Annotated in this window: 18 protein-coding genes; 12 read left to right on the top strand and 6 right to left on the bottom strand. The window is 62.5% G+C overall.

The genetic code is table 11. The features are described 5' to 3' along the window. Positions 1-21: 21 nt before the first annotated feature. The gene (locus tag HX792_RS21835; protein WP_176998040.1) at positions 22-774 is read right to left on the bottom strand and encodes a thioesterase II family protein; all 753 of its coding nucleotides are present in this window, start codon (positions 772-774) and stop codon (positions 22-24) included. 302 nt (positions 775-1076) lie between these two features. Here HX792_RS21835 and HX792_RS21830 point away from each other — a divergent pair, with 302 nt between their 5' ends. Further along, the gene (locus HX792_RS21830; protein ID WP_176998039.1) at positions 1077-1628 is read left to right on the top strand and encodes an RNA polymerase factor sigma-70; all 552 of its coding nucleotides are present in this window, start codon (positions 1077-1079) and stop codon (positions 1626-1628) included. A 122-nt stretch (positions 1629-1750) separates the two neighbouring features. On the opposite strand, the gene HX792_RS21825 is transcribed toward HX792_RS21830, so the two are convergent. Together HX792_RS21825 and HX792_RS21820 are read right to left on the bottom strand one after the other, a co-directional pair. Then, positions 1751-2539, bottom strand: a complete 789-nt coding sequence (locus tag HX792_RS21825; RefSeq protein ID WP_176998038.1) for an ABC transporter substrate-binding protein — start codon at positions 2537-2539, stop codon at positions 1751-1753. Positions 2540-2632: 93 nt separating this feature from the next. Next, positions 2633-3256, bottom strand: a complete 624-nt coding sequence (locus HX792_RS21820; RefSeq protein WP_176998037.1) for a TetR/AcrR family transcriptional regulator — start codon at positions 3254-3256, stop codon at positions 2633-2635. A 154-nt stretch (positions 3257-3410) separates the two neighbouring features. On the opposite strand from HX792_RS21820, the gene HX792_RS21815 reads away from it, so the two are divergent. The 8 genes from HX792_RS21815 to HX792_RS21780 all read left to right on the top strand — a co-directional run bounded on the left by HX792_RS21815 (position 3411) and on the right by HX792_RS21780 (position 12721). Continuing rightward, on the top strand, positions 3411-5189 hold the full coding sequence (locus tag HX792_RS21815; RefSeq protein ID WP_176998036.1) for an acyclic terpene utilization AtuA family protein: 1779 nt from the start codon (positions 3411-3413) through the stop codon (positions 5187-5189). A 12-nt stretch (positions 5190-5201) separates the two neighbouring features. Beyond that, positions 5202-6074, top strand: a complete 873-nt coding sequence (locus HX792_RS21810) for an SDR family oxidoreductase (protein WP_176998035.1) — start codon at positions 5202-5204, stop codon at positions 6072-6074. 3 nt (positions 6075-6077) lie between these two features. After that, entirely contained in the window at positions 6078-7694 is a 1617-nt protein-coding gene (gene atuC, locus HX792_RS21805) for a geranyl-CoA carboxylase subunit beta (RefSeq protein WP_176998034.1), read from the top strand. A 13-nt stretch (positions 7695-7707) separates the two neighbouring features. Beyond that, on the top strand, positions 7708-8865 hold the full coding sequence (gene atuD, locus HX792_RS21800) for a citronellyl-CoA dehydrogenase (protein ID WP_176998033.1): 1158 nt from the start codon (positions 7708-7710) through the stop codon (positions 8863-8865). Further along, positions 8862-9623, top strand: coding sequence for an enoyl-CoA hydratase/isomerase family protein (locus tag HX792_RS21795; protein WP_176998032.1), 762 nt, complete (start codon positions 8862-8864; stop codon positions 9621-9623). The genes atuD and HX792_RS21795 overlap by 4 nt, the downstream gene beginning before the upstream one ends. Before the next feature lie 134 nt (positions 9624-9757). Then, a complete protein-coding gene (locus HX792_RS21790) occupies positions 9758-11641 on the top strand; it encodes an acetyl/propionyl/methylcrotonyl-CoA carboxylase subunit alpha (RefSeq protein ID WP_176998031.1) in 1884 nt (627 codons plus the stop codon). A gap of 73 nt (positions 11642-11714) precedes the next feature. Beyond that, the gene (locus tag HX792_RS21785) at positions 11715-12257 is read left to right on the top strand and encodes an exonuclease domain-containing protein (protein ID WP_176998030.1); all 543 of its coding nucleotides are present in this window, start codon (positions 11715-11717) and stop codon (positions 12255-12257) included. Between the two features lie 179 nt (positions 12258-12436). Continuing rightward, positions 12437-12721: a pyrimidine/purine nucleoside phosphorylase gene (locus tag HX792_RS21780; protein ID WP_176998029.1), complete on the top strand. Its 285-nt coding sequence runs from the start codon at positions 12437-12439 to the stop codon at positions 12719-12721. A gap of 50 nt (positions 12722-12771) precedes the next feature. On the opposite strand, the gene HX792_RS21775 is transcribed toward HX792_RS21780, so the two are convergent. Together HX792_RS21775 and HX792_RS21770 are read right to left on the bottom strand one after the other, a co-directional pair. Continuing rightward, entirely contained in the window at positions 12772-13578 is an 807-nt protein-coding gene (locus HX792_RS21775; protein WP_176998028.1) for an MOSC domain-containing protein, read from the bottom strand. 163 nt (positions 13579-13741) lie between these two features. Further along, on the bottom strand, positions 13742-14677 hold the full coding sequence (locus tag HX792_RS21770; protein ID WP_176998027.1) for a chemotaxis protein CheV: 936 nt from the start codon (positions 14675-14677) through the stop codon (positions 13742-13744). A 553-nt stretch (positions 14678-15230) separates the two neighbouring features. Between HX792_RS21770 and HX792_RS21765 the strand changes: the two genes are divergently transcribed. From HX792_RS21765 to HX792_RS21755, 3 genes are all read left to right on the top strand, one after another. Further along, positions 15231-15680: a hypothetical protein gene (locus HX792_RS21765; RefSeq protein WP_176998026.1), complete on the top strand. Its 450-nt coding sequence runs from the start codon at positions 15231-15233 to the stop codon at positions 15678-15680. Positions 15681-16046: 366 nt separating this feature from the next. Then, complete coding sequence (locus tag HX792_RS21760) at positions 16047-16940, top strand: sensor histidine kinase (RefSeq protein WP_176998114.1); 894 nt, start codon at positions 16047-16049, stop codon at positions 16938-16940. Next, positions 16937-17596, top strand: a complete 660-nt coding sequence (locus tag HX792_RS21755; RefSeq protein WP_176998025.1) for a response regulator transcription factor — start codon at positions 16937-16939, stop codon at positions 17594-17596. The genes HX792_RS21760 and HX792_RS21755 overlap by 4 nt, the downstream gene beginning before the upstream one ends. On the opposite strand, the gene yegS is transcribed toward HX792_RS21755, so the two are convergent. Then, entirely contained in the window at positions 17555-18475 is a 921-nt protein-coding gene (yegS, locus tag HX792_RS21750) for a lipid kinase YegS (RefSeq protein ID WP_176998024.1), read from the bottom strand. The genes HX792_RS21755 and yegS overlap by 42 nt on opposite strands. Between the last annotated feature and the right edge of the window lie 181 nt (positions 18476-18656).

The following is an 18656-nucleotide window of genomic DNA, read 5'->3' as shown; positions in this document are numbered from 1 at the left end:
AAATCGGGAATTCGGGAGTGTTCAGCCGGCCACACGTTGCCGCGCCGCGCCATTGCGCCAGCGGGCCAGGTGTTCGTCGGCATAGCGGCGTAGGCAACGCAGCACGGCGCTTTCGTGCTGCACAAGGAAGAAGTGGTGACCGTCGAACAGATCGAGGGAGAAACCACTGGCGGCGTCGATTTGCCAGTCGAGCAACTGGTCGGCGCGCACGCTGTCTTGCTTGCCGCCGAACACATGGATCGGCATGCCCAGCGGCGCACGCTCGCCATAGGTGAAGCTGCCGCACAGCAGGAAATCGGCGCGCAGGATCGGCAGCATCAACTGCATCAGTTCGGGGTTGGCCAGGGCTTCTTCGGCGGTGCCTTGCAGTTCGCGCAGTCGGGCGACGAGTTGTTCGTCGGTTTTTTCGACGGCGTATTCGCTGACGTCACGACGCGCAGGGCCCGCAGTGCCGGACGCAAACAAGGCCAATGGCGCGGGGACGTTGCGTGCATTCAGCGCGTGCGCCAATTCGAACGCCAGCAGGCCACCGAGGCTATGGCCGAACAACGCGTAAGGGCCGTCCAGGTCGCGGCTGATTTCATCGGCGAGCTGCGCGGCCAAGGCCTTGATATCGCGCTGCAAGGGCTCATCCATGCGCATGCCACGGCCGGGTAATTCCAGCGGGCACACTTGCAACCAGTCAGGCAGGACTCGGCGCCAGCGTGCGTACACCATGGCGCTGGCACCCGAATAGGGCAGGCAGAACAGGCGCAGTCGAGTCGGCGTGGTCATCGCGTGACGACTCCAAACTGAAACACGCTGTATGCACGATAAAAACCCATTTCGTTCTCCTGCGGGTACGGATCCTTGGCCGTTTTGCTAACGGACCTGTCACCCAGAAGAACGGACGGCACCGGCAAATAATTAGTCGCCGGGGGTGCGTGAGACGTGGTTCACACCGAACAAGAAAGCATAAGATTAGTTCGCCTTCTCATTTGACAATCATTATCATTAAGCATAATTTGTTGCCCGATGTGTAGGAGGCCTCAGCAAGGACGCCCTCCCCTAACCTCTTTTGCGACAAGGTGATTTCCATGACGGAACAAGTAACCACAGGCAGGTGCGACTCACCGCTTCTTCAGGCATTCGTCGACAATCGACTGATTCTGGTGAAGATCGCGGCACGCATTACCGGGTGCCGCTCCCGTGCCGAAGACGTAGTGCAGGACGCCTACTTCCGGCTGCAATCGGCGCCGACTATCACCTCATCGTTCAAGGCCCAATTGAGTTATCTGTTCCAGATCGTGCGCAACCTGGCGATCGATCACTACCGCAAGCAAGCCCTGGAGCTCAAATACTCCGGGACGGAAGAGGAAGGCTTGAATGTGGTCATTCACGGCGCTTCACCGGAAACCTCCCACATCAATTTCAACACCCTGGAAAACATCGCCGACGCCCTGACGGAGCTGCCCCAGCGCACCCGCTACGCGTTCGAGATGTACCGCCTGCACGGCGTGCCGCAAAAGGACATCGCCAAGGAACTGGGCGTCTCGCCGACGTTGGTCAACTTCATGATCCGCGATGCACTGGTGCACTGCCGCAAAGTGTCGGGCAGCCATAGCGATACGTTTGCGCGCCGGGTCTGAGACACCAGGAACCTGTAGGAGCCGGCTTGCCGGCGATAGCGGTGGGTCAGTTGCACAGATGTCGCTGATACACCGCGATCGCCGGCAAGCCGGCTCCTACAGTTTGGAAGGGGTTGTTTCTGTCAGGGCGTCGCCATCACGTCGATGCGATACGGCTCGAAAATCTTCAGCATCTGCCCGTTGTCCCGCAAGCGCTTGAGCAACGCGGAAAACGCTTCCCCCGAGATCGGCGCCTTCGGCCGCAATAACGCGTAGTGGTGATACACCTGGTCGATACGCTCGGACACCAGGAACTGCCCGGCCATGTCCGCGTTGCGCACCATGAAATCACTCAGGTACGAACGCGTGACCAACGCGATATCGGCTCGCCCGCGCGCCACCATCAGCAAATTGCTGTCATGGGAATAGGTCAACGTGGCGTTGAAGTGCTCGGCCATGTACTTGGGGTCGGGGTTGAAATTGGCGAAGGCGTAGTGATAACCGCTGAACACCGCCAGGCGCTTGCCGGTCAGGTCGGCGAAGAAGCTTTGATCACGATTGGGCTCGCGCTGGGCGACGAAGATTTCGGCATCTTCCAGGCCCATGTCGACGTTGGTGTGGGGAATCTCTTTCCAGCCCCAGTCGGGGTTTTCGAAGATGGCCATGTCGACCCGGCCCTGCTCGAAATCACGAAAGCGGCGCGGGATGGAAGTGGGCACCAGCACAAACTGGTAGTCAGTCTGCAAGGCGTTCAGGGCTTCCACCAGTTGCGGCAACAAACCAGTGTCGGCGCCTTGCTCAGGGCGTACGGTGTACGGTGGAAAATGCGCCGCCCCAATCCTTACCAATTGTGCAGCCGAAGCCGGCATCCACCACGCGGTACCCAGTGCCCATAGAGTTAGTCCTGCAGCCAGCCGCCATGGCGAAAACATCGAGGCACACACCGTTCAACACATTGATGGCGATAAGCTAGGCGTTTTTGTCGGGCGAGACAACTTTCCACCGCCAAATTAATAGCTTGCGCGTCAGTCGGCTTTCAGAACCATCAACAGGGCTTCTTCGGCCAACTCCTCAAGCGTCAGGCTGCCTTGGGCGCGGAACCAGGTGGTGGTCCAGGACAAGGCGCCGGTCAGGAAGCGCCGGGTGATAAACACATCGCCCTTGATATAGCCCGCCGCCTTGGCTTCGCCCAGCACCTGCAGCCAGAGCGCTTCGTACACATCGCGCAGCGCCAGCACCTGCGCCTGGCCTTCGGCCGACAACGAACGCCACTCGTACACCAGCACCGCCATGGCCTCGCCACTGCCGCCCATGATCGACTGCAACTCGCAGCGAATCAGCGCCAGCACGCGCTCGCGCACATCTGCAGCCTCTTCCAGCGAGGCACGCATCATCGCGGTGTTGTAGTGGATGGTTTCTTCCATCACCGCCCGCAGGATCTCGTCCTTGCTCTTGAAGTGATGAAAGATGCTGCCGGACTGAATGCCCACCGCACTGGCCAGGTCGCGCACCGTGGTGCGCTCAAAGCCCTTGTTGCGAAACAAGTGGGCCGCGGTTTGCAGCAACTTGCCCCGCGCACTGTCAGGGTCGGTCAAACGGCCTTCGTCGACCATGGTGCGCATCACCCGCAGGGCTTTGTGCTCATCCATGTCTCTCTCCTTCACTGCTTCTGACGTCTTGGGCGGCAATTTAGGCCGTGGTCGCCAACCAAGCAAGCGCTTGGGTCAAAACTTGTGTCGAGAGTTTACAAACCAAGCGCTTGCTTGGTAGTCTCGACGCCAGCCCTCTGGAGAAGGACTTCTCATGAGCAAGACGGTTCGTATCGGCTGCGCCAGCGCGTTCTGGGGTGACACCTGCACCGCCGCCGCCCAATTGGTACACGGCGGCGCGCTGGATTACCTGGTGTTCGACTATCTGGCGGAAGTCACGATGTCGATCCTCGCCGGCGCCCGGATGAAAGATCCCCAGGCCGGCTACGCCACGGATTTTGTCGAGGTGCTCACACCGCTGCTGGCCGATATCCAGCGCCAGGGCATCCGCGTCATCAGCAACGCGGGCGGCATCAACCCCCAGGCATGCGCCGCCGCCCTCCAGGCCGCCTGCGACAAGGCGCAAGTGCCGCTGAAAATCGCCGTGCTGCTGGGCGACGACCTGCACTCCCAACTCAAGCACCTGCACGGCATCCACGACATGTTCAACGGCGCGCCGTTGCCGCCGATGTGCGTCTCGGCCAACGCCTACCTCGGCGCCCCCGGCATTGCTAAGGCGCTTGAACTGGGCGCCGACATCGTGATCACCGGCCGCGTGGTGGACAGCGCCGTGGTCAGCGCAGCGCTGGTGCATGAATTCAACTGGTCCTGGCAGGACTACGACCGCCTCGCCCACGCCGCGCTGGCCGGGCACATCATCGAATGCGGCGCCCAGTGCACGGGCGGCAATTTCACCGATTGGCGTGACGTACCGGACTACGAGCACATCGGTTTTCCCATCGTCGAGGTCAGCGCCGACGGAACGTTCACGGTAAACAAAGCCGACGGCACGGGCGGCCTGATCAGCGAGCTGAGCGTGGCCGAACAGCTGCTGTATGAAATCGGCGACCCGCGCGCCTATTTGCTGCCCGACGTGATCTGCGATTTCAGCCAGGTCCAATTGCAGCAACACGGCCTCGATTGCGTGCGCGTGCATGGCGCCAAGGGCTCGCCGCCCACCGCTCACTACAAGGTCAGCGCCACTTACCCCGACGGGTTTCGCTGCACCGCCAGTTGCCTGCTGGCGGGGATCGACGCCGTGGCCAAGGCTGAGCGCGTCAGCCAGGCGATCATCAACAAGACCTCGGAGCTGTTCAGCCAGCGCGGCTGGGCGCCCTACACCGAAGTGAATATCGAACTGCTCGGCAGTGAAGCCACCTACGGCGCCCACGCCCTGCGCCACGACTGCCGCGAGGTGGTGGTGAAACTGGCGGTGCGTCACCCGAACAAACAGGCGCTGGTGCTGTTCGCCCGCGAGATCGCCCAGGCGGCCACCGGCATGGCGCCGGGGCTGACGGGCATCGTCGGCGGACGGCCGACGGTGTACCCGCTGATTCGGCTGTTCTCCTTCCTGATCGACAAAACCCTCTGCAAGCCGGTGGTCGAGTTCCAGGGTGAGCGCCACGTTTGCGTACTGCCTGCCGACACCGCCCTCGCCCCCCTCGCCGCGCCGCTCGATCCGCCCAAACCCCAAGGTGCGGCCGACGCCAGCGTGCCACTGGTGAAACTGGCCGTGGCGCGTTCCGGCGACAAGGGCAACCACAGCAACATCGGCGTGATCGCTAGGCATCCCGACTACCTGCCGTGGATCGCCGAGGCGCTGACCCCGGAGGTGATCGTCGACTGGATGGGCCACGTACTCGATCCTGTGCAGGGCCGCGTCGAACGCTGGTATTTGCCCGGCAGCCACAGCCTCAACTTCCTGCTGGAAAACGCCTTGGGTGGCGGCGGTATCGCCAGCCTGCGCATCGACCCCCAGGGCAAGGCATTCGCCCAGCAGTTGCTGGAAATCCCCATCGCCGTGCCGCAACACATCGCCGATCAACTCCGCTAAAGGACCGTCACCGTGGCCTTCGACTCGATCTTCAAAGCCGACCTGTTCCAGGGGCAAACCGTGATAGTCACCGGGGGCGGCAGTGGCATTGGCCGCTGTACCGCCCATGAACTGGCGGCACTCGGCGCCACGGTGATCCTGGTGGGGCGCAAGCCGGAAAAACTGCAGAAGGTGGCCGCCGAAATCAGCGAAGACGGCGGCACGGCCCATTGGCTGGCGTGCGACATTCGCGATGAGGACGCGGTGAAGGCGCTGGTCAGCCAGGTGCTGCGCGAGCATGGCCCGATCCACGGCCTGGTGAATAACGCAGGTGGCCAATACCCGTCGCCACTCGCCTCGATCAACCAGAAGGGGTTTGAAACCGTGCTGCGCACCAACCTGGTGGGCGGCTTCCTGATGGCGCGGGAAGTGTTCAACCAGTCGATGAGCAAACACGGCGGCGCCATCGTCAACATGCTCGCCGACATGTGGGGCGGCATGCCGGGCATGGGCCACTCGGGCGCGGCGCGTTCGGGCATGGACAATTTCACCAAGACGGCCGCTTTCGAATGGGGTTATGCCGGCGTGCGCGTCAACGCCGTGGCGCCGGGCTGGATTGCCTCCAGTGGCATGGACACCTACGAAGGGGCGTTCAAGGCGGTGATCCCGACATTACGTGAGCACGTGCCGCTCAAGCGTATCGGCACCGAGTCGGAAGTCAGCGCGGCCATCGTGTTCCTGCTCAGCCCCGCCGCTGCCTTCATCAGTGGCAGCACCCTGCGCATCGACGGCGCCGCCAGCCTGGGCAACCGCGCCTGGCCGCTGCACAAGGCGCAGCCGCCGAGCGAGCCGTTCAATGGCTTCCACCGCGCGTACCTGCCGGATGTACTCAAGGCGGAGCACTAAAGCATGCCGGTGATTGAATCCCTGATCGACAGCCACAGCGCCCAGTTCGCCCAAAACCGCGAAGCCATGCTCGCCGCCCTCGCCCACCTGCGCCAGCTGGAACAAAACCTGCTGGCCAAGGCCGATGAGGCCAAGCCCAAGTTCGACAAGCGCGGCCAACTGTTGCCCCGCGAGCGCCTGAACCTGCTGCTCGACCCCGGCGCGCCCTTCCTGGAACTGGCGGGCCTGGCCGGCTACAAGCTCCACGACGACAAGGATGGCAGCGCCGCCGGTGGCGGGTTGATCGCCGGCATCGGCTACGTCAGCGGCGTGCGCATGCTGGTGGTGGCCAATAACAGCGCAATCAAGGGCGGCACCATTTCCCCCACCGGCCTGAAAAAGTCCCTGCGCCTGCAACAGATCGCCATGGAAAACCAACTGCCGGTGGTGACCCTCGCCGAAAGCGGCGGCGCCAACCTCAACTACGCCGCCGAGATTTTCGTAGAAGGCGCACGCAGCTTCGCCAACCAGGCGCGCATGTCGGCCATGGGCCTGCCGCAGATCTCCGTGGTGCACGGTTCGGCCACAGCGGGTGGCGCCTACCAGCCGGGGCTGTCGGATTACGTGGTGGTGGTGCGCGGCAAGGCCAAGCTGTTTCTCGCCGGGCCGCCGCTGCTTAAAGCCGCGACCGGCGAAGTGGCCACGGATGAGGCACTGGGCGGCGCCGAGATGCACGCGCAAATCGCCGGCACCGCCGAATACCTGGCGGAAAACGATGCGGACGGTGTGCGTATTGCCCGGGAGATCGTGGGCCTGTTGCCCTGGAATGATCGCCTGCCTGTGACGCAAAAAAAGACCTACGCAGCGCCTTTGTACCCCATCGATGAGCTGCTGGGCCTTATCCCGGACGACCCGAAAAAACCCTACGACGTGCGCGAAATCCTCGCACGCCTGGCCGACGGCTCGCAGTTTCTCGAATTCAAGGGCGAGTTCGACGCCCACACCGTCTGCGGCCACCTGCATATCCAGGGCCGCGCCGTGGGTGTGATCGGCAACAACGGCCCCATCACGCCGAAAGGCGCGAGCAAGGCCGCGCAGTTTATCCAGCTGTGCGACCAGAGCCGCACGCCGCTGCTGTTCCTGCACAACACCACCGGTTTCATGGTGGGCACCGAATCGGAACAACAAGGCGTGATCAAGCACGGCGCCAAGATGATCCAGGCGGTGGCCAACGCCCGGGTGCCTAAACTCACGGTGGTGGTCGGCGGTTCCTACGGCGCCGGCAACTACGCGATGTGCGGCCGTGGCCTGGACCCGCGCTTCATCTTCGCCTGGCCCAACAGCCGCACGGCGGTGATGGGTGGCGCGCAGGCGGGCAAGGTGCTGCGCATCGTCACCGAGGCCAAGCAGTTGAAAGACGGCCTGGTGCCCGACCCCAAGGTGCTGGACATGCTGGAGCAGGTCACCGCGCAGAAGCTCGACAGCCAGTCCACCGCACTGTACGGCAGCGCGAACCTGTGGGATGACGGGCTGATTGACCCTCGGGACACCCGCACCTTGCTCGGCTTTTTGCTGGATATCTGCCATGAGGCCGAGGTGCGTGAGTTGCACGCCAATACCTTCGGTGTAGCGCGTTTTTAGGAGAACAATAAAAATGATCTTTACCCAGGAACACCAGGAACTGCGCCGCACCGTGCGCGCCTTCGTCGACCGCGAGATCAACCCCTACGTGGACGAATGGGAAAAAGCCGGGCGCTTTCCCATCCACGACATCTTCCGCAAGGCCGGCGAACTCGGCCTGCTGGGCATTTCCAAGCCGGAGCAATTCGGCGGCATGGGCCTGGATTACAGCTATTCGATCGTCGCCGCCGAAGAATTCGGCACGGTGCGCTGCGGCGGCATCCCCATGTCCATCGGCGTGCAGACCGACATGTGCACCCCCGCCCTCGCCCGCTTCGGCTCCGATGAACTGCGCGACGAGTTCCTGCGCCCGGCCATCAGCGGCGAGCAGGTGGGTTGCATCGGCGTGTCGGAAACCGGTGCCGGTTCCGACGTGGCCGGGTTGAAGACCCATGCGCGCAAAGACGGCGACGACTACGTGATCAACGGCAGCAAGATGTGGATCACCAACTCCCCCAGTGCCGACTTTATCTGCCTGTTGGCCAACACCTCCGACGACAAGCCGCACATCAATAAATCCTTGATCATGGTGCCGATGAACACCCCCGGCATCAGCGTCAGCCCGCCCCTGGAAAAGCTCGGCATGCACAGCTCCGAGACGGCCCAGGTGTTCTTCGACGGCGTGCGCGTGCCACAACGCAACCGCATCGGCCACGAAGGCGCGGGCTTCATGATGCAGATGCTGCAGTTCCAGGAAGAGCGCCTGTTCGGTGCGGCCAACATGATCAAGGGCCTGGAAGCCTGCATCGACAACACCATCGACTACTGCAAGGAACGCCAGACCTTCGGCAAGGCGCTGATCGACAACCAGGTCATCCACTTTCGCCTGGCTGAACTGGCCACCGAAATCGAATGCCTGCGCGCCTTGGTCTACCAGGCCACCGAGCAGTACATCAAGGGCCAGGACGTGACCCGCCTGGCCTCCATGGCCAAGCTCAAGGCCGGGCGCCTGGGCCGTGAAGTCAGCGACAGCTGCCTGCAATACTGGGGCGGCATGGGCTTCATGTGGGACAACCCGATGGCACGGGCGTATCGCGATGTACGCCTGGTGTCGATTGGCGGCGGGGCCGACGAGATCATGCTGGGCATCATCTGCAAACTGATGGGCACCCTGCCCGGGAAAAAATCATGAACACCCTGCTGCTCGAACCTCACAACGGCGTGCTGCACATCACCCTCAACCGCCCCGAATGCCGCAATGCGATGAGCCTGGAGATGGTCAACGAGCTGCGCAGCGTGCTGGCGCATTTGGACGGTGAGACCCGGGCGGTGGTGATCAGCGGCGCCGGCGGGCATTTCTGTGCCGGGGCGGACGTGAAGGACCTGGTCACTGCGGGCAACCAACTGGAAGCGCTGAACCGCGCGTTCGGCACCTTGCTGCAAGAGGCCGAAGCCGTGCCGCAGGTGCTGATCGTGGTGCTGCAAGGCGCGGTGCTGGGAGGTGGTTTTGGCTTGGCCTGTGTGAGCGATATTGCGATTGCCGACCACCAGGCGCAGTTCGGTTTGCCGGAGACCAGCCTTGGGTTGCTGCCAGCGCAGATTGCACCGTTTGTGGTGAAGAGGATTGGTTTGACCCAGGCACGCAGGCTGGCGCTGACGGCGGCGCGGTTTGATGGGGTGGAGGCCGAGCGACTGGGCGTCGTGCACTTTACCGAGCGCGATCCACAGGCGTTGGCGGAGCGGCTGGATGAGGTATTGGGTCAGGTGCTCAAGTGTGCACCGGGAGCAAATGCGCGGACCAAAGCCTTGTTGCTGGCCAGTGTGGAGGAACCTCTGGAGGCTGTGCTGGATCGCGGGGCGCAGTGGTTTGCCGAGTCCGTGAGGGGTGAAGAAGGGATAGAGGGGACACAGGCGTTTGTGCAGAAGAGAAAGCCAAAGTGGTGCAAATGACGCCTTCGCAGGCAAGCCAGCTCCCACAGTTGACGGCATTCACACATAGCGATGTGTGAACCCAATCCAATGTAGGAGCCGGCTCGCCGGCGATGAGGCCCAACCCGACACCCCACCAGCCAAGGGATAACCCCATGCCCGCATTCAGCAAAATCCTCATCGCCAACCGCGGCGAAATCGCCTGCCGCATCCAGCGCACCGCCCAAGCCCTGGGTTACCGCACCGTGGCCGTCTACAGCGACGCCGACGCCCAAGCCCTGCACGTGCAGATGGCCGATGAAGCCGTGTGCATCGGCCCTGCCCCGGTGCAACAGTCCTACCTCAACCTCGACGCCATCCTCAACGCCGCCACACTCACCGGCGCCGACGCCATCCACCCCGGCTACGGCTTTCTCTCGGAAAACCCCGAATTCGCCCGCGCCTGCCAGCACGCCGGTCTGATCTTTATCGGCCCCAGCGCTGAGGCGATCGAACTGATGGGCAGCAAGCGCCTGTCCAAGCTCGCCATGCTCGACGCCGGGGTGCCGTGCATCGCCGGTTACCAGGGCAGCGCCCAGGACGACGCCACACTGCAACACGAGGCCGAGCGCATCGGCTACCCGCTGATGATCAAGGCCAGCGCCGGCGGTGGTGGGCGTGGCATGCGCCTGGTGCACAGCGCCGAGGCCCTCCTGGACAACCTGCACACGGCACGCTCTGAAGCCAGGAACGCGTTTGGCAGCGACGAGCTGATTCTCGAACAGGCGCTGATCGAGCCGCGCCATGTGGAAATCCAAGTGTTCGGCGACAGCCATGGCAACCTGATCCACCTTGGCGAGCGCGATTGCTCGATCCAGCGTCGCCATCAGAAGGTCATCGAGGAAGCGCCCTGCCCGGTGATGACCGCGCCACTGCGCCACGCCATGGGTGAAGCCGCCCTCAAGGCCGGGCGCGCGGTGAACTATGTCGGCGCCGGCACCGTGGAGTTCATGCTCGACCGCAACGGCCAGTTCTACTTCCTGGAGATGAACACCCGCCTGCAGGTGGAGCACCCGGTCACCGAGCTGATCACCGGCCTCGACCTGGTGGACTGGCAGCTGCAGATCGCTGCCGGCCAAGCGTTGCCACTGACCCAGCAGGAGGTGACCCTGAGCGGTCACGCCATGGAAGTGCGCCTGTACGCCGAAGACCCGGCCCAGGGTTTCCTGCCGCAAACCGGTGAGGTGTTGCGCTGGGAGCCGGCCCCAGGTGCCCGCATCGATCATGGTGTCAGCCAGGGCCAATGCATCAGCCCGTTCTACGACGCCATGCTCGGCAAGATCATCGCCCACGGCCGCACCCGCGAAGAGGCGCGGCGCAAACTGCTGCGGGCGGTGGAAGACACGTTGCTGTTGGGGGTGACCACCAACCAGCAACTGCTGGTGGACCTGCTCAAGCATCCGGACTTTATCGACGGCCAATTCAGCACCGGCTTTATCACCGAGCACTTCAGTGACATCGCCCAGCCGGAAGCGACGGCAGAACACCTGGCCCTGGCCGCCGCGCTGTTTTATCAGCACAGCGCCCATCAGCATGCCCACAGCCTGGCGGGATGGCGCAACAACGTCGGCGCCCCTCGTATCTATCGCCTGGAAGCCAACGGCGAGCTGCACACCGTCACTGCCGAGCCACTGCCACTCACTGCCGATGGTCGCCACGCCATTCTGGTGCTCAACGGCATCCGCCGACGTATCGCCTACCACCTCGATGGCAACCACCTGTGGCTGCCCGGCCTTACGGTGATCAATCGCACCCAACACGTTGCCAGCCGCCAGGCCGATGCCAGCAGCGGCACAGTCAAGGCGCCGATGGACGGTGCGATCGTCGATGTGCGCGTCAGCAGCGGCGAGCGGGTGAGCAAAGGCCAACTGCTGTTGGTGCTTGAGGCCATGAAAATGGAGCACCCGCTGGTCGCCGGGCTCGATGGCGTGGTCAAGACGCTGCAAGTGACGGCCGGCGACCAGGTGCGCAATCGCCAGGTGTTGCTGGAGATCGAATAAGGCCTGGGCGGAACTACGCGGCCGGGCTACGCTCTATCCCCATCAGGAAGGGAAGAGTACGGGAACCTGCGCGATGCCTCATTGGCTGATTATTGACCTTGAAGCCACAACGGATGAAGGCGGCTGGCCCGTGACGGAGATGGAAGTCATCGAGATCGGCGCGAGCCTGGTGAACCGCCAGGGCCGCGAGCTGGATCACTTCCAGCGCTTTGTGCGGCCACTGCGCCGTCCATTGCTGACGCCCTTCTGCCGCCAACTGACCCACATCACCCAGGCCAACATCGACGCTGCGGCGCCGATCACCGAGGTGTGGCCGTTGTTCGAACGCTGGCTGGGCCAGCACCAGACACGCCTGGAAGGCTGGGCCAGTTGGGGCGACTACGACCGTGCGCAGCTGGAGTTGGAATGGCAACGCCACGGCCTAGCCAGCGCGCTGGCCGACACGCCCCACGTGAACCTCAAGCAGCGCTTTGCCAAGGCCCGGCGCCTGGACAAGCCGCTGGGGCTCAACGGCGCGTTGCAACTGGCGGGCATGCAGTTCCATGGCCAGCAACACCGGGCACTGGAAGATGCACGCAACACCGCACGCCTGCTGCCGTTGATTTTGCCGGTCTAGGCAGCCTCCGCTGGCTTGGGCATACTGGCCGCCCTTTTCCGAAATACTGCTCACCCGTAGGAGCCGGCTTGCCGGCGATGAGGCCTTCAAGCCTTGCGTCGCCCGCGCGGACGCCATCGCCGGCAAGCCGGCTCCTACGGGGAGCGGGAAGCCTTAACCCATTTTCCGAGGATTCGCCCATGTTCAAAGTCAACGAGTACTTCGACGGCACCGTCAAGTCGATCGCTTTCGGCACCGCAGAAGGTCCGGCGACCATCGGCGTGATGGCCCCGGGTGAATACGAGTTCGGCACCGCCCAGCGTGAAATCATGCACGTGGTTTCCGGCGCCCTGACCGTCAAGCTGCCAGACGCCGCCGACTGGGAAACCTTCGCCGCCGGCAGCCAGTTCAACGTACCGGCCAACAGCAAGTTCCAACTGAAGGTCGCCGTCGACACCGCTTACCTGTGCGAATACCGCGGCTAAGCTTTTCGGGCCGTCAAAAAAATGCCCGTCTCTCGCGAGACGGGCATTTTTTATTCCAGGATCGTCACCGACATGCCTACGGCCAATTGGCCGATGCCGTCGTTGACCAGGTTCTGGCCGAACATCACATCGCCGTCCTGTTCGCGATAAGTCTTGAGCGTGGCCAAGGGCTCGCGGTCGGCACTGCGTTCGCCGCTGGCCGGGTCGATGGTGGTGAGGATGCAGCGCGAACAGGACTTGACCACGCGAAACTCCACGTCGCCGATGCGCACGCGTTTCCAGGTGTCTTCGGCAAAGGCCTCGCTGCCCTCGATCACCAGGTTGGGGCGAAAGCGCAGCATTTCCATGGGGCGGCCGATGCGCTGGGAAAGATCATCCAGCGACGCCTGGCCGATCAGCAACAGGGGAAAGCCATCGGCAAACCCGACCTGGTCGTCATCCTTGCCATAACCGGCCTCGGTCGTGCGCGCGCGTTCCAAAGGCACCTGCACCAGGCGCGTGGGTTTGCCGATGAAATCGCTGACCCAGGCGGCGGCTTCATCACCGGCGTCCGGTACACGCAGGGTGTCGCGCCAGATGGTCACGCCGCGCAACTCGGCCTCGCTGCCGGGCAATGCCACGGCCAGCGAGGCCAGGCCCGGGGTGCTGAGGGTGAGGCCGCCGCTGCTGTTCCACAGGGCAGACAACTGGCTCATCTTGGCCACGGCACGTTGGGTCAGGAAACGCCCGCTGGCTTCATCCACCAGCATCCAGCGTCGGTCACCGTCCAACCCCAGTTTATCCAGGCCGATCTGCTGCAAGGTTTCGGCCTTGCCGGACTTCAAGGGGTAACGGTACAACGCGCTGAGACGAAGCATGAGCCTGCTTTCCTGCAAGAATAAACCGCCACCCTATCCCAAACACGCCCGTCTTTGTAGTGAGCGGGTTTACCCCGCGCCGCGGTGTGTCAGTCAAGGTTGAGGCGCCTGACACTACGCCGCGCGGGGCAAGCCCGCTCACTACAAGTTACCGTGCGGGCTGTCAGGCAGGGGCGTGGTCGAGCATCAGGCGCTGGCGCACCACGTCCACCAGTTTGTCCGGCTGGAACTTGGACAGGAAGTTGTCGCAGCCGACCTTCTTCACCATCGAATCGTTGAAGCTGCCCGACAGTGAGGTGTGGAGCACCACGTAGAGCCCACGCAGACGTGGGTCGTTGCGGATCTCGGTGGTGAGGCGGTAACCGTCCATCTCGGGCATTTCGGCGTCGGTGAAGATCATCAGCAACTTGTCGGTCATCACCTGGCCACTGTCGGCCCAGGCCTTGAGCATGTTCAGCGCCTTGAGGCCGTCACTGGCGATGTGCATCTTCACCCCCAGTTGCCCGAGGGTGTCGCGCAACTGCGACAGCGCCACGTTGGAGTCGTCCACCAGCAGCACTTCGCGGCCCCGGGCGCGTTCGAGCACCGGATCTTCGAGCTTTTCGCGGGAGACCTTGGCGTTGTACGGCACAATCTCGGCGAGAACTTTTTCCACGTCGATGATTTCCACCAACTGGTCATCGACCTTGCTGATGGCCGTGAGGTAATGCTGGCGGCCGGCGCTGGTCGGCGGTGGCAGGATGGCTTCCCAGTTCATGTTGACGATGCGGTCGACGCCGCCCACCAGGAACGCCTGCACGGAGCGGTTGTATTCAGTAACGATGATGGTGCTGTTCGGGCCAGGTACCAGCGGGCGCATGCCGATGGCCTGGGACAGGTCGATCACCGGCAAGGTCTGGCCACGCAGGTTGACCACGCCACACACGAATGGGTGGCGCTGGGGCATCAGGGTCAGCTTGGGCAGTTGCAGCACTTCCTGCACTTTGAACACGTTGATCGCGAACAACTGCCGCCCGGCCAGGCGGAACATGAGAATCTCCAGGCGATTCTCACCCACCAGTTGCGTGCGTTGGTCTACCGTGTCGAGAATGCCGGCCATTAAAAACTCCTGATGGGCGCGTGGGTTTGCGCTGAGAGATTGTGCTGCTCATTAAGGTTTGTTATCGGCGGCAACCGCCAGACCTTGACCCCGGTAAAATGCCACGTAAATTCATTGATGTCACACTGACATCATGCTTTACTGCAACGGCCTCTCCAGACGGCATTACAGAGACGTCGCGCGACATTGAAATCGACGCGAGGTTCCGCCTTGTAAGGGATTCCCCTATACACAATCAGGCCCAACCTGATATTCGCGATATCTAATAGCCATTAATGTGACGCCATTCTCATTGCATGAATGGAGTCAGGCTTTTGTTTGCCATCCCAAGCCCTCGGCCCACGGGTCTTCCAGACATTCACGTGTCGGCAACTGAAGTTGTGCAATCGCCCCTGATAATGAGGGCCGCGCACGGCTTTCGTGATCATTCAAATAAGCGTCCTACTGGAAATCCAGAAGCGGGCTACAGATTTCAGTCATATTTCAGCGGTAGTTTTAAGCCATTCACCCGATGCGGCATCTCATCACCGGACCTAATGTTGCGGAGACATGCATGATGAATAACGCGAACGAATGGCAAACTGCACTTCCCGATTTTCTGCTGGAAGCAGAAATGCTGCTGGCCAAGTCGGAAGAGTGCCTGAACCACTTGCATCTGATTCGCAACGACAGCGACGCCATCGACTGCATGAAAGCCAGCCTCGCCAAGCTGGCCGAAAAGGCCGAAGGCCTGGCCTTGCAGGCGATCAGCGAGTTCTCGCGCCATATTCAGTACCTGATTGCCAATGCCGCGAGCCCCATGCAATTGCATGACCAGGCGCTTAATGCCTTGCATGACTGCTTGAGGTTGTTGGCCTGGCAACTGGAGTTGATCGACATCCGCACCGGAGAATTAGGGCTGGATGAAACCGAGCAAACAACGCTGATTGCGACTGTGACCTTGCAAATCCCACAAAAAGACTTCGGTTATAAACCGCAGCAGCGCATGCACCACGCGTCTTAGGTGACGAGCAAGTCGTAATTAATAGGCGAGTTATCTAAAAACGACCGTCAACCTAAACGCAGGCTACATAATTGCGGGCAGGACATATCAATTAGCCATCACCCCAACAACGATACAAACCAACTTTATTAATACAACTGCCCTCTCTTTGAACTCTGGGATTACCGCCCAGGGTGTTTGCGTGGTTAATAAGGCTGCCAAGTGAGGCGCCAGGCGACCAACGGTAATAGTGGTGGTACTATGCCCCGCTCGAAGTGACTCAACTTCATCATGTATAAAAACGATTCGGCACCGCATTCCACACTGAGCCCTGTCAGCCGCCGTGACCGGTCTTCCCGCAGCGAACCTTCATTGGCTTCATCCGCTATGTACACCAGCCTCAAGTCACTCATCGCAAGGTCCGTGTCCCGCAGCAATGCACGCCGTATGGTCCTGGCCCTGTGTTTGTGTTCGCTGCTGGTCAGCCTGTGGGCCTACGCTCGCTCAGCCCCACTGCCGTTGTTGATCCTGCTGCTCAACGCGGCGACTTTGATCGTGGTGGGCCTGCAACAATGGAGCTCGCGCAAGTCGATCAAATTCCAGCCGCAGGAACTCGCCGATCGCCTGCTGCAAGTCCAGGAAAACGAGCGCCATCGTCTCAGCCGCGAATTGCATGACGACATCGGCCAGTTGCTGACCGCCGCCAAGCTGCAAAGCGAATGGCTCAAGCGTCGCCTGCCGGAAGACCTGCAAAGCCAATGCAGCGTGTTGTGCAACACCCTCAATGAAACCCTGGCCAAGGTGCGCGACGTGTCCGCCATCCTCAACCCACGGCAGCTGGCCAGCCTGGGGTTGGAGGCGAGCCTGCGCGCGCACCTGCTCAAGACCCTGGAAAACACCTCGATTCACTGGAGCCTGGAATGCCAGCAACGGCTGACCGGCCTCCCGGAAGAAATGGCCGTCGCGGCCTTTCGCATCACACAGGAAGCGGTGACCAACATGCTACGCCACGCCCAGGCGCGCAATCTGTTGGTGCGCCTGCAACGCCTGCCCGAAGGCCTGTCGCTGAGTATCTGCGATGACGGCCAGGGCTTTTCGCCCGCCATCAACCCCGGCCTGGAAGGCCAACGGGGCATGGCCGGCATGTCAGAGCGGATCGATCAGCTTGGCGGCTCATTGACCGTCAGCAGCCAGCCAGGCCAAGGGACACGGATCGACGCGCTTTTCCCCTGGGCGCCCCGCGCCCTCGAACGGGCCAGTTCCCCTAAGGTTCTCGAGTGACCTGCAAATTACTCCTGGTGGATGACCACGCATTGATCAGGGCCGGCGTACGTGCGCTGGTCCAGGATATTCATGGCTATACGGTGATCGGCGAAGCCAGCGATGGCGCGCAATTGCTGGAAAAATTCAGCGCCCTGCAGCCTGATATTGTGCTGCTGGACCTGTCGATGAAGCACACCGGTGGCCTGGACGCCTTGCAACAACTCAAGGCCGCCTACCCCAAGAGCAAGGTGTTGATCCTGTCGATGCACACCGACCCCGAGCTGATCATGCGCGCGCTGGAATGCGGTGCCCATGGCTACCTGCTCAAGGACACCACGGCCAACGAGCTGGAACACGCCCTGGCGGCGCTGCGCAACAACGAACGCTACCTGAGCCCCGCCATCGCCCATACGGTGATCAACCAGGCGCTGGTACGTAGCCAGGGCCCGACCTCCCCTGCCGCCCACAGCCACAACCTCACTGCTCGCCAGTTGGAGATCCTGCGCCTGATCGTGCGCGGCAAATCCACCCGGGAGATCGCCCACGGCCTGGGCCTGAGCATCAAGACCGTGGAAGCGCACCGCTCGCAGATCATGAAGCGCTTGCAGATATTCGATGTGGCGGGCTTGGTGTTATTCGCCGTTCGCGAGCAGATCATCAGCCTGGACGATTAGGGGCGACCCCACCGGCAGGTGCACGCGCAAGGCCTTGGGCAAGGCGCTGAAACGCAGGTCGTCTCCTTTGAGCGGCTCGCCATCGAGGTTGATGTACAACCCTTCGGCCACCTTGATCTCGACCCAGGGCAGGCGCGCCCGCACAAACAGGTTGTCCAGGCCCCAGCCGTCGGTCATCAGGGTGAGCAGCGTGCCGACCACCTCCTGGGGCGCCGGCAGGATGCTGATGTCCAGCAGGCCGTCATCGGCCAGTGCCCCCGGGCACAGCACATGCCCACCGCCTGCCTGGCGACCGTTGCCAATGCCCAGCGCGAGCAGGTCGCCCTTCCAATGAAAGCCCGGGCCTTCCAGTTCACCGTAGGCCGCCTTTAACTCGCTGAAGCGGGTCAGGCCGGTGAACAGGTAGGCGGCGCCGCCCAGGACTTTCTTGAGGTCTTCGGAGGTGTTGGCGGTGACCTGGCTGCCGAAGCCGCCGGTGGCCATGTTGAGGAAGATTTGCCCGCCGGCCTGGCCGAGATCGATTGCCGTGGGCGGCACGTCGAGCAGCGCCAGTGCCTGGGCGGGTTCCAGGGGGACGCCGGCGGCTTTGGCGAAGTCGTTGGCGGTGCCCAGGGGCATCAGCACCAGGCTGGCGTCGGTCTTGGCCAGGGCCATGGCTTCGGCCACGTCGCGCAGGGTGCCGTCGCCGCCGCCGGCGATGATATGGGTGTAGTTGCCTTCCAGGGCTTCGTTGACCAGGCGTTGGGCGTCGCCGCCTTCCCAGGTGACCCGTACTGCCAGCTCCCAGCCTTGTTCTCGCCTGGCCTGCACGGCGGCGCGAACGTCCTCGTTCAGGGCTTGCTTGCCGTGGAGGATGAGTAGGGCTTTGGGGGTGGTCATGGGGTGAATCTCCTGATTCGAAGGTGCTTGGAGGATGTGGACCTTTGGGGAGGGGGATTGGTTTGGTTTACCGGGTGTATATCCGTTATTTAGGTAACGGCTGATATTGGTTCCGCCCTTACGGCGGCTCACTTTCGAAGAGCGCGAAAGTAAGCAAAGCGCTCTTGCCCCAACACTCGGC

The organism is Pseudomonas sp. B6002, from assembly GCF_013385985.1.
GTDB lineage: Bacteria > Pseudomonadota > Gammaproteobacteria > Pseudomonadales > Pseudomonadaceae > Aquipseudomonas.
Note: the sequence above shows the minus strand (reverse complement) of the source record. Positions and strands in the feature narration are given on the sequence as shown.

Bases quoted from the DNA above. Each gene is read 5' to 3' on its own strand.
- HX792_RS21835 (WP_176998040.1), bottom strand. From the start codon at position 774: ATGACCACGCCGACTCGACTGCGCCTGTTCTGCCTGCCCTATTCGGGT.
- HX792_RS21830 (WP_176998039.1), top strand. From the start codon at position 1,077: ATGACGGAACAAGTAACCACAGGCAGGTGCGACTCACCGCTTCTTCAG.
- HX792_RS21825 (WP_176998038.1), bottom strand. From the start codon at position 2,539: ATGTTTTCGCCATGGCGGCTGGCTGCAGGACTAACTCTATGGGCACTG.
- HX792_RS21820 (WP_176998037.1), bottom strand. From the start codon at position 3,256: ATGGATGAGCACAAAGCCCTGCGGGTGATGCGCACCATGGTCGACGAA.
- HX792_RS21815 (WP_176998036.1), top strand. From the start codon at position 3,411: ATGAGCAAGACGGTTCGTATCGGCTGCGCCAGCGCGTTCTGGGGTGAC.
- atuC (WP_176998034.1), top strand. From the start codon at position 6,078: ATGCCGGTGATTGAATCCCTGATCGACAGCCACAGCGCCCAGTTCGCC.
- atuD (WP_176998033.1), top strand. From the start codon at position 7,708: ATGATCTTTACCCAGGAACACCAGGAACTGCGCCGCACCGTGCGCGCC.
- HX792_RS21795 (WP_176998032.1), top strand. From the start codon at position 8,862: ATGAACACCCTGCTGCTCGAACCTCACAACGGCGTGCTGCACATCACC.
- HX792_RS21790 (WP_176998031.1), top strand. From the start codon at position 9,758: ATGCCCGCATTCAGCAAAATCCTCATCGCCAACCGCGGCGAAATCGCC.
- HX792_RS21785 (WP_176998030.1), top strand. From the start codon at position 11,715: ATGCCTCATTGGCTGATTATTGACCTTGAAGCCACAACGGATGAAGGC.
- HX792_RS21780 (WP_176998029.1), top strand. From the start codon at position 12,437: ATGTTCAAAGTCAACGAGTACTTCGACGGCACCGTCAAGTCGATCGCT.
- HX792_RS21775 (WP_176998028.1), bottom strand. From the start codon at position 13,578: ATGCTTCGTCTCAGCGCGTTGTACCGTTACCCCTTGAAGTCCGGCAAG.
- HX792_RS21770 (WP_176998027.1), bottom strand. From the start codon at position 14,677: ATGGCCGGCATTCTCGACACGGTAGACCAACGCACGCAACTGGTGGGT.
- HX792_RS21765 (WP_176998026.1), top strand. From the start codon at position 15,231: ATGATGAATAACGCGAACGAATGGCAAACTGCACTTCCCGATTTTCTG.
- HX792_RS21760 (WP_176998114.1), top strand. From the start codon at position 16,047: ATGTACACCAGCCTCAAGTCACTCATCGCAAGGTCCGTGTCCCGCAGC.
- yegS (WP_176998024.1), bottom strand. From the start codon at position 18,475: ATGACCACCCCCAAAGCCCTACTCATCCTCCACGGCAAGCAAGCCCTG.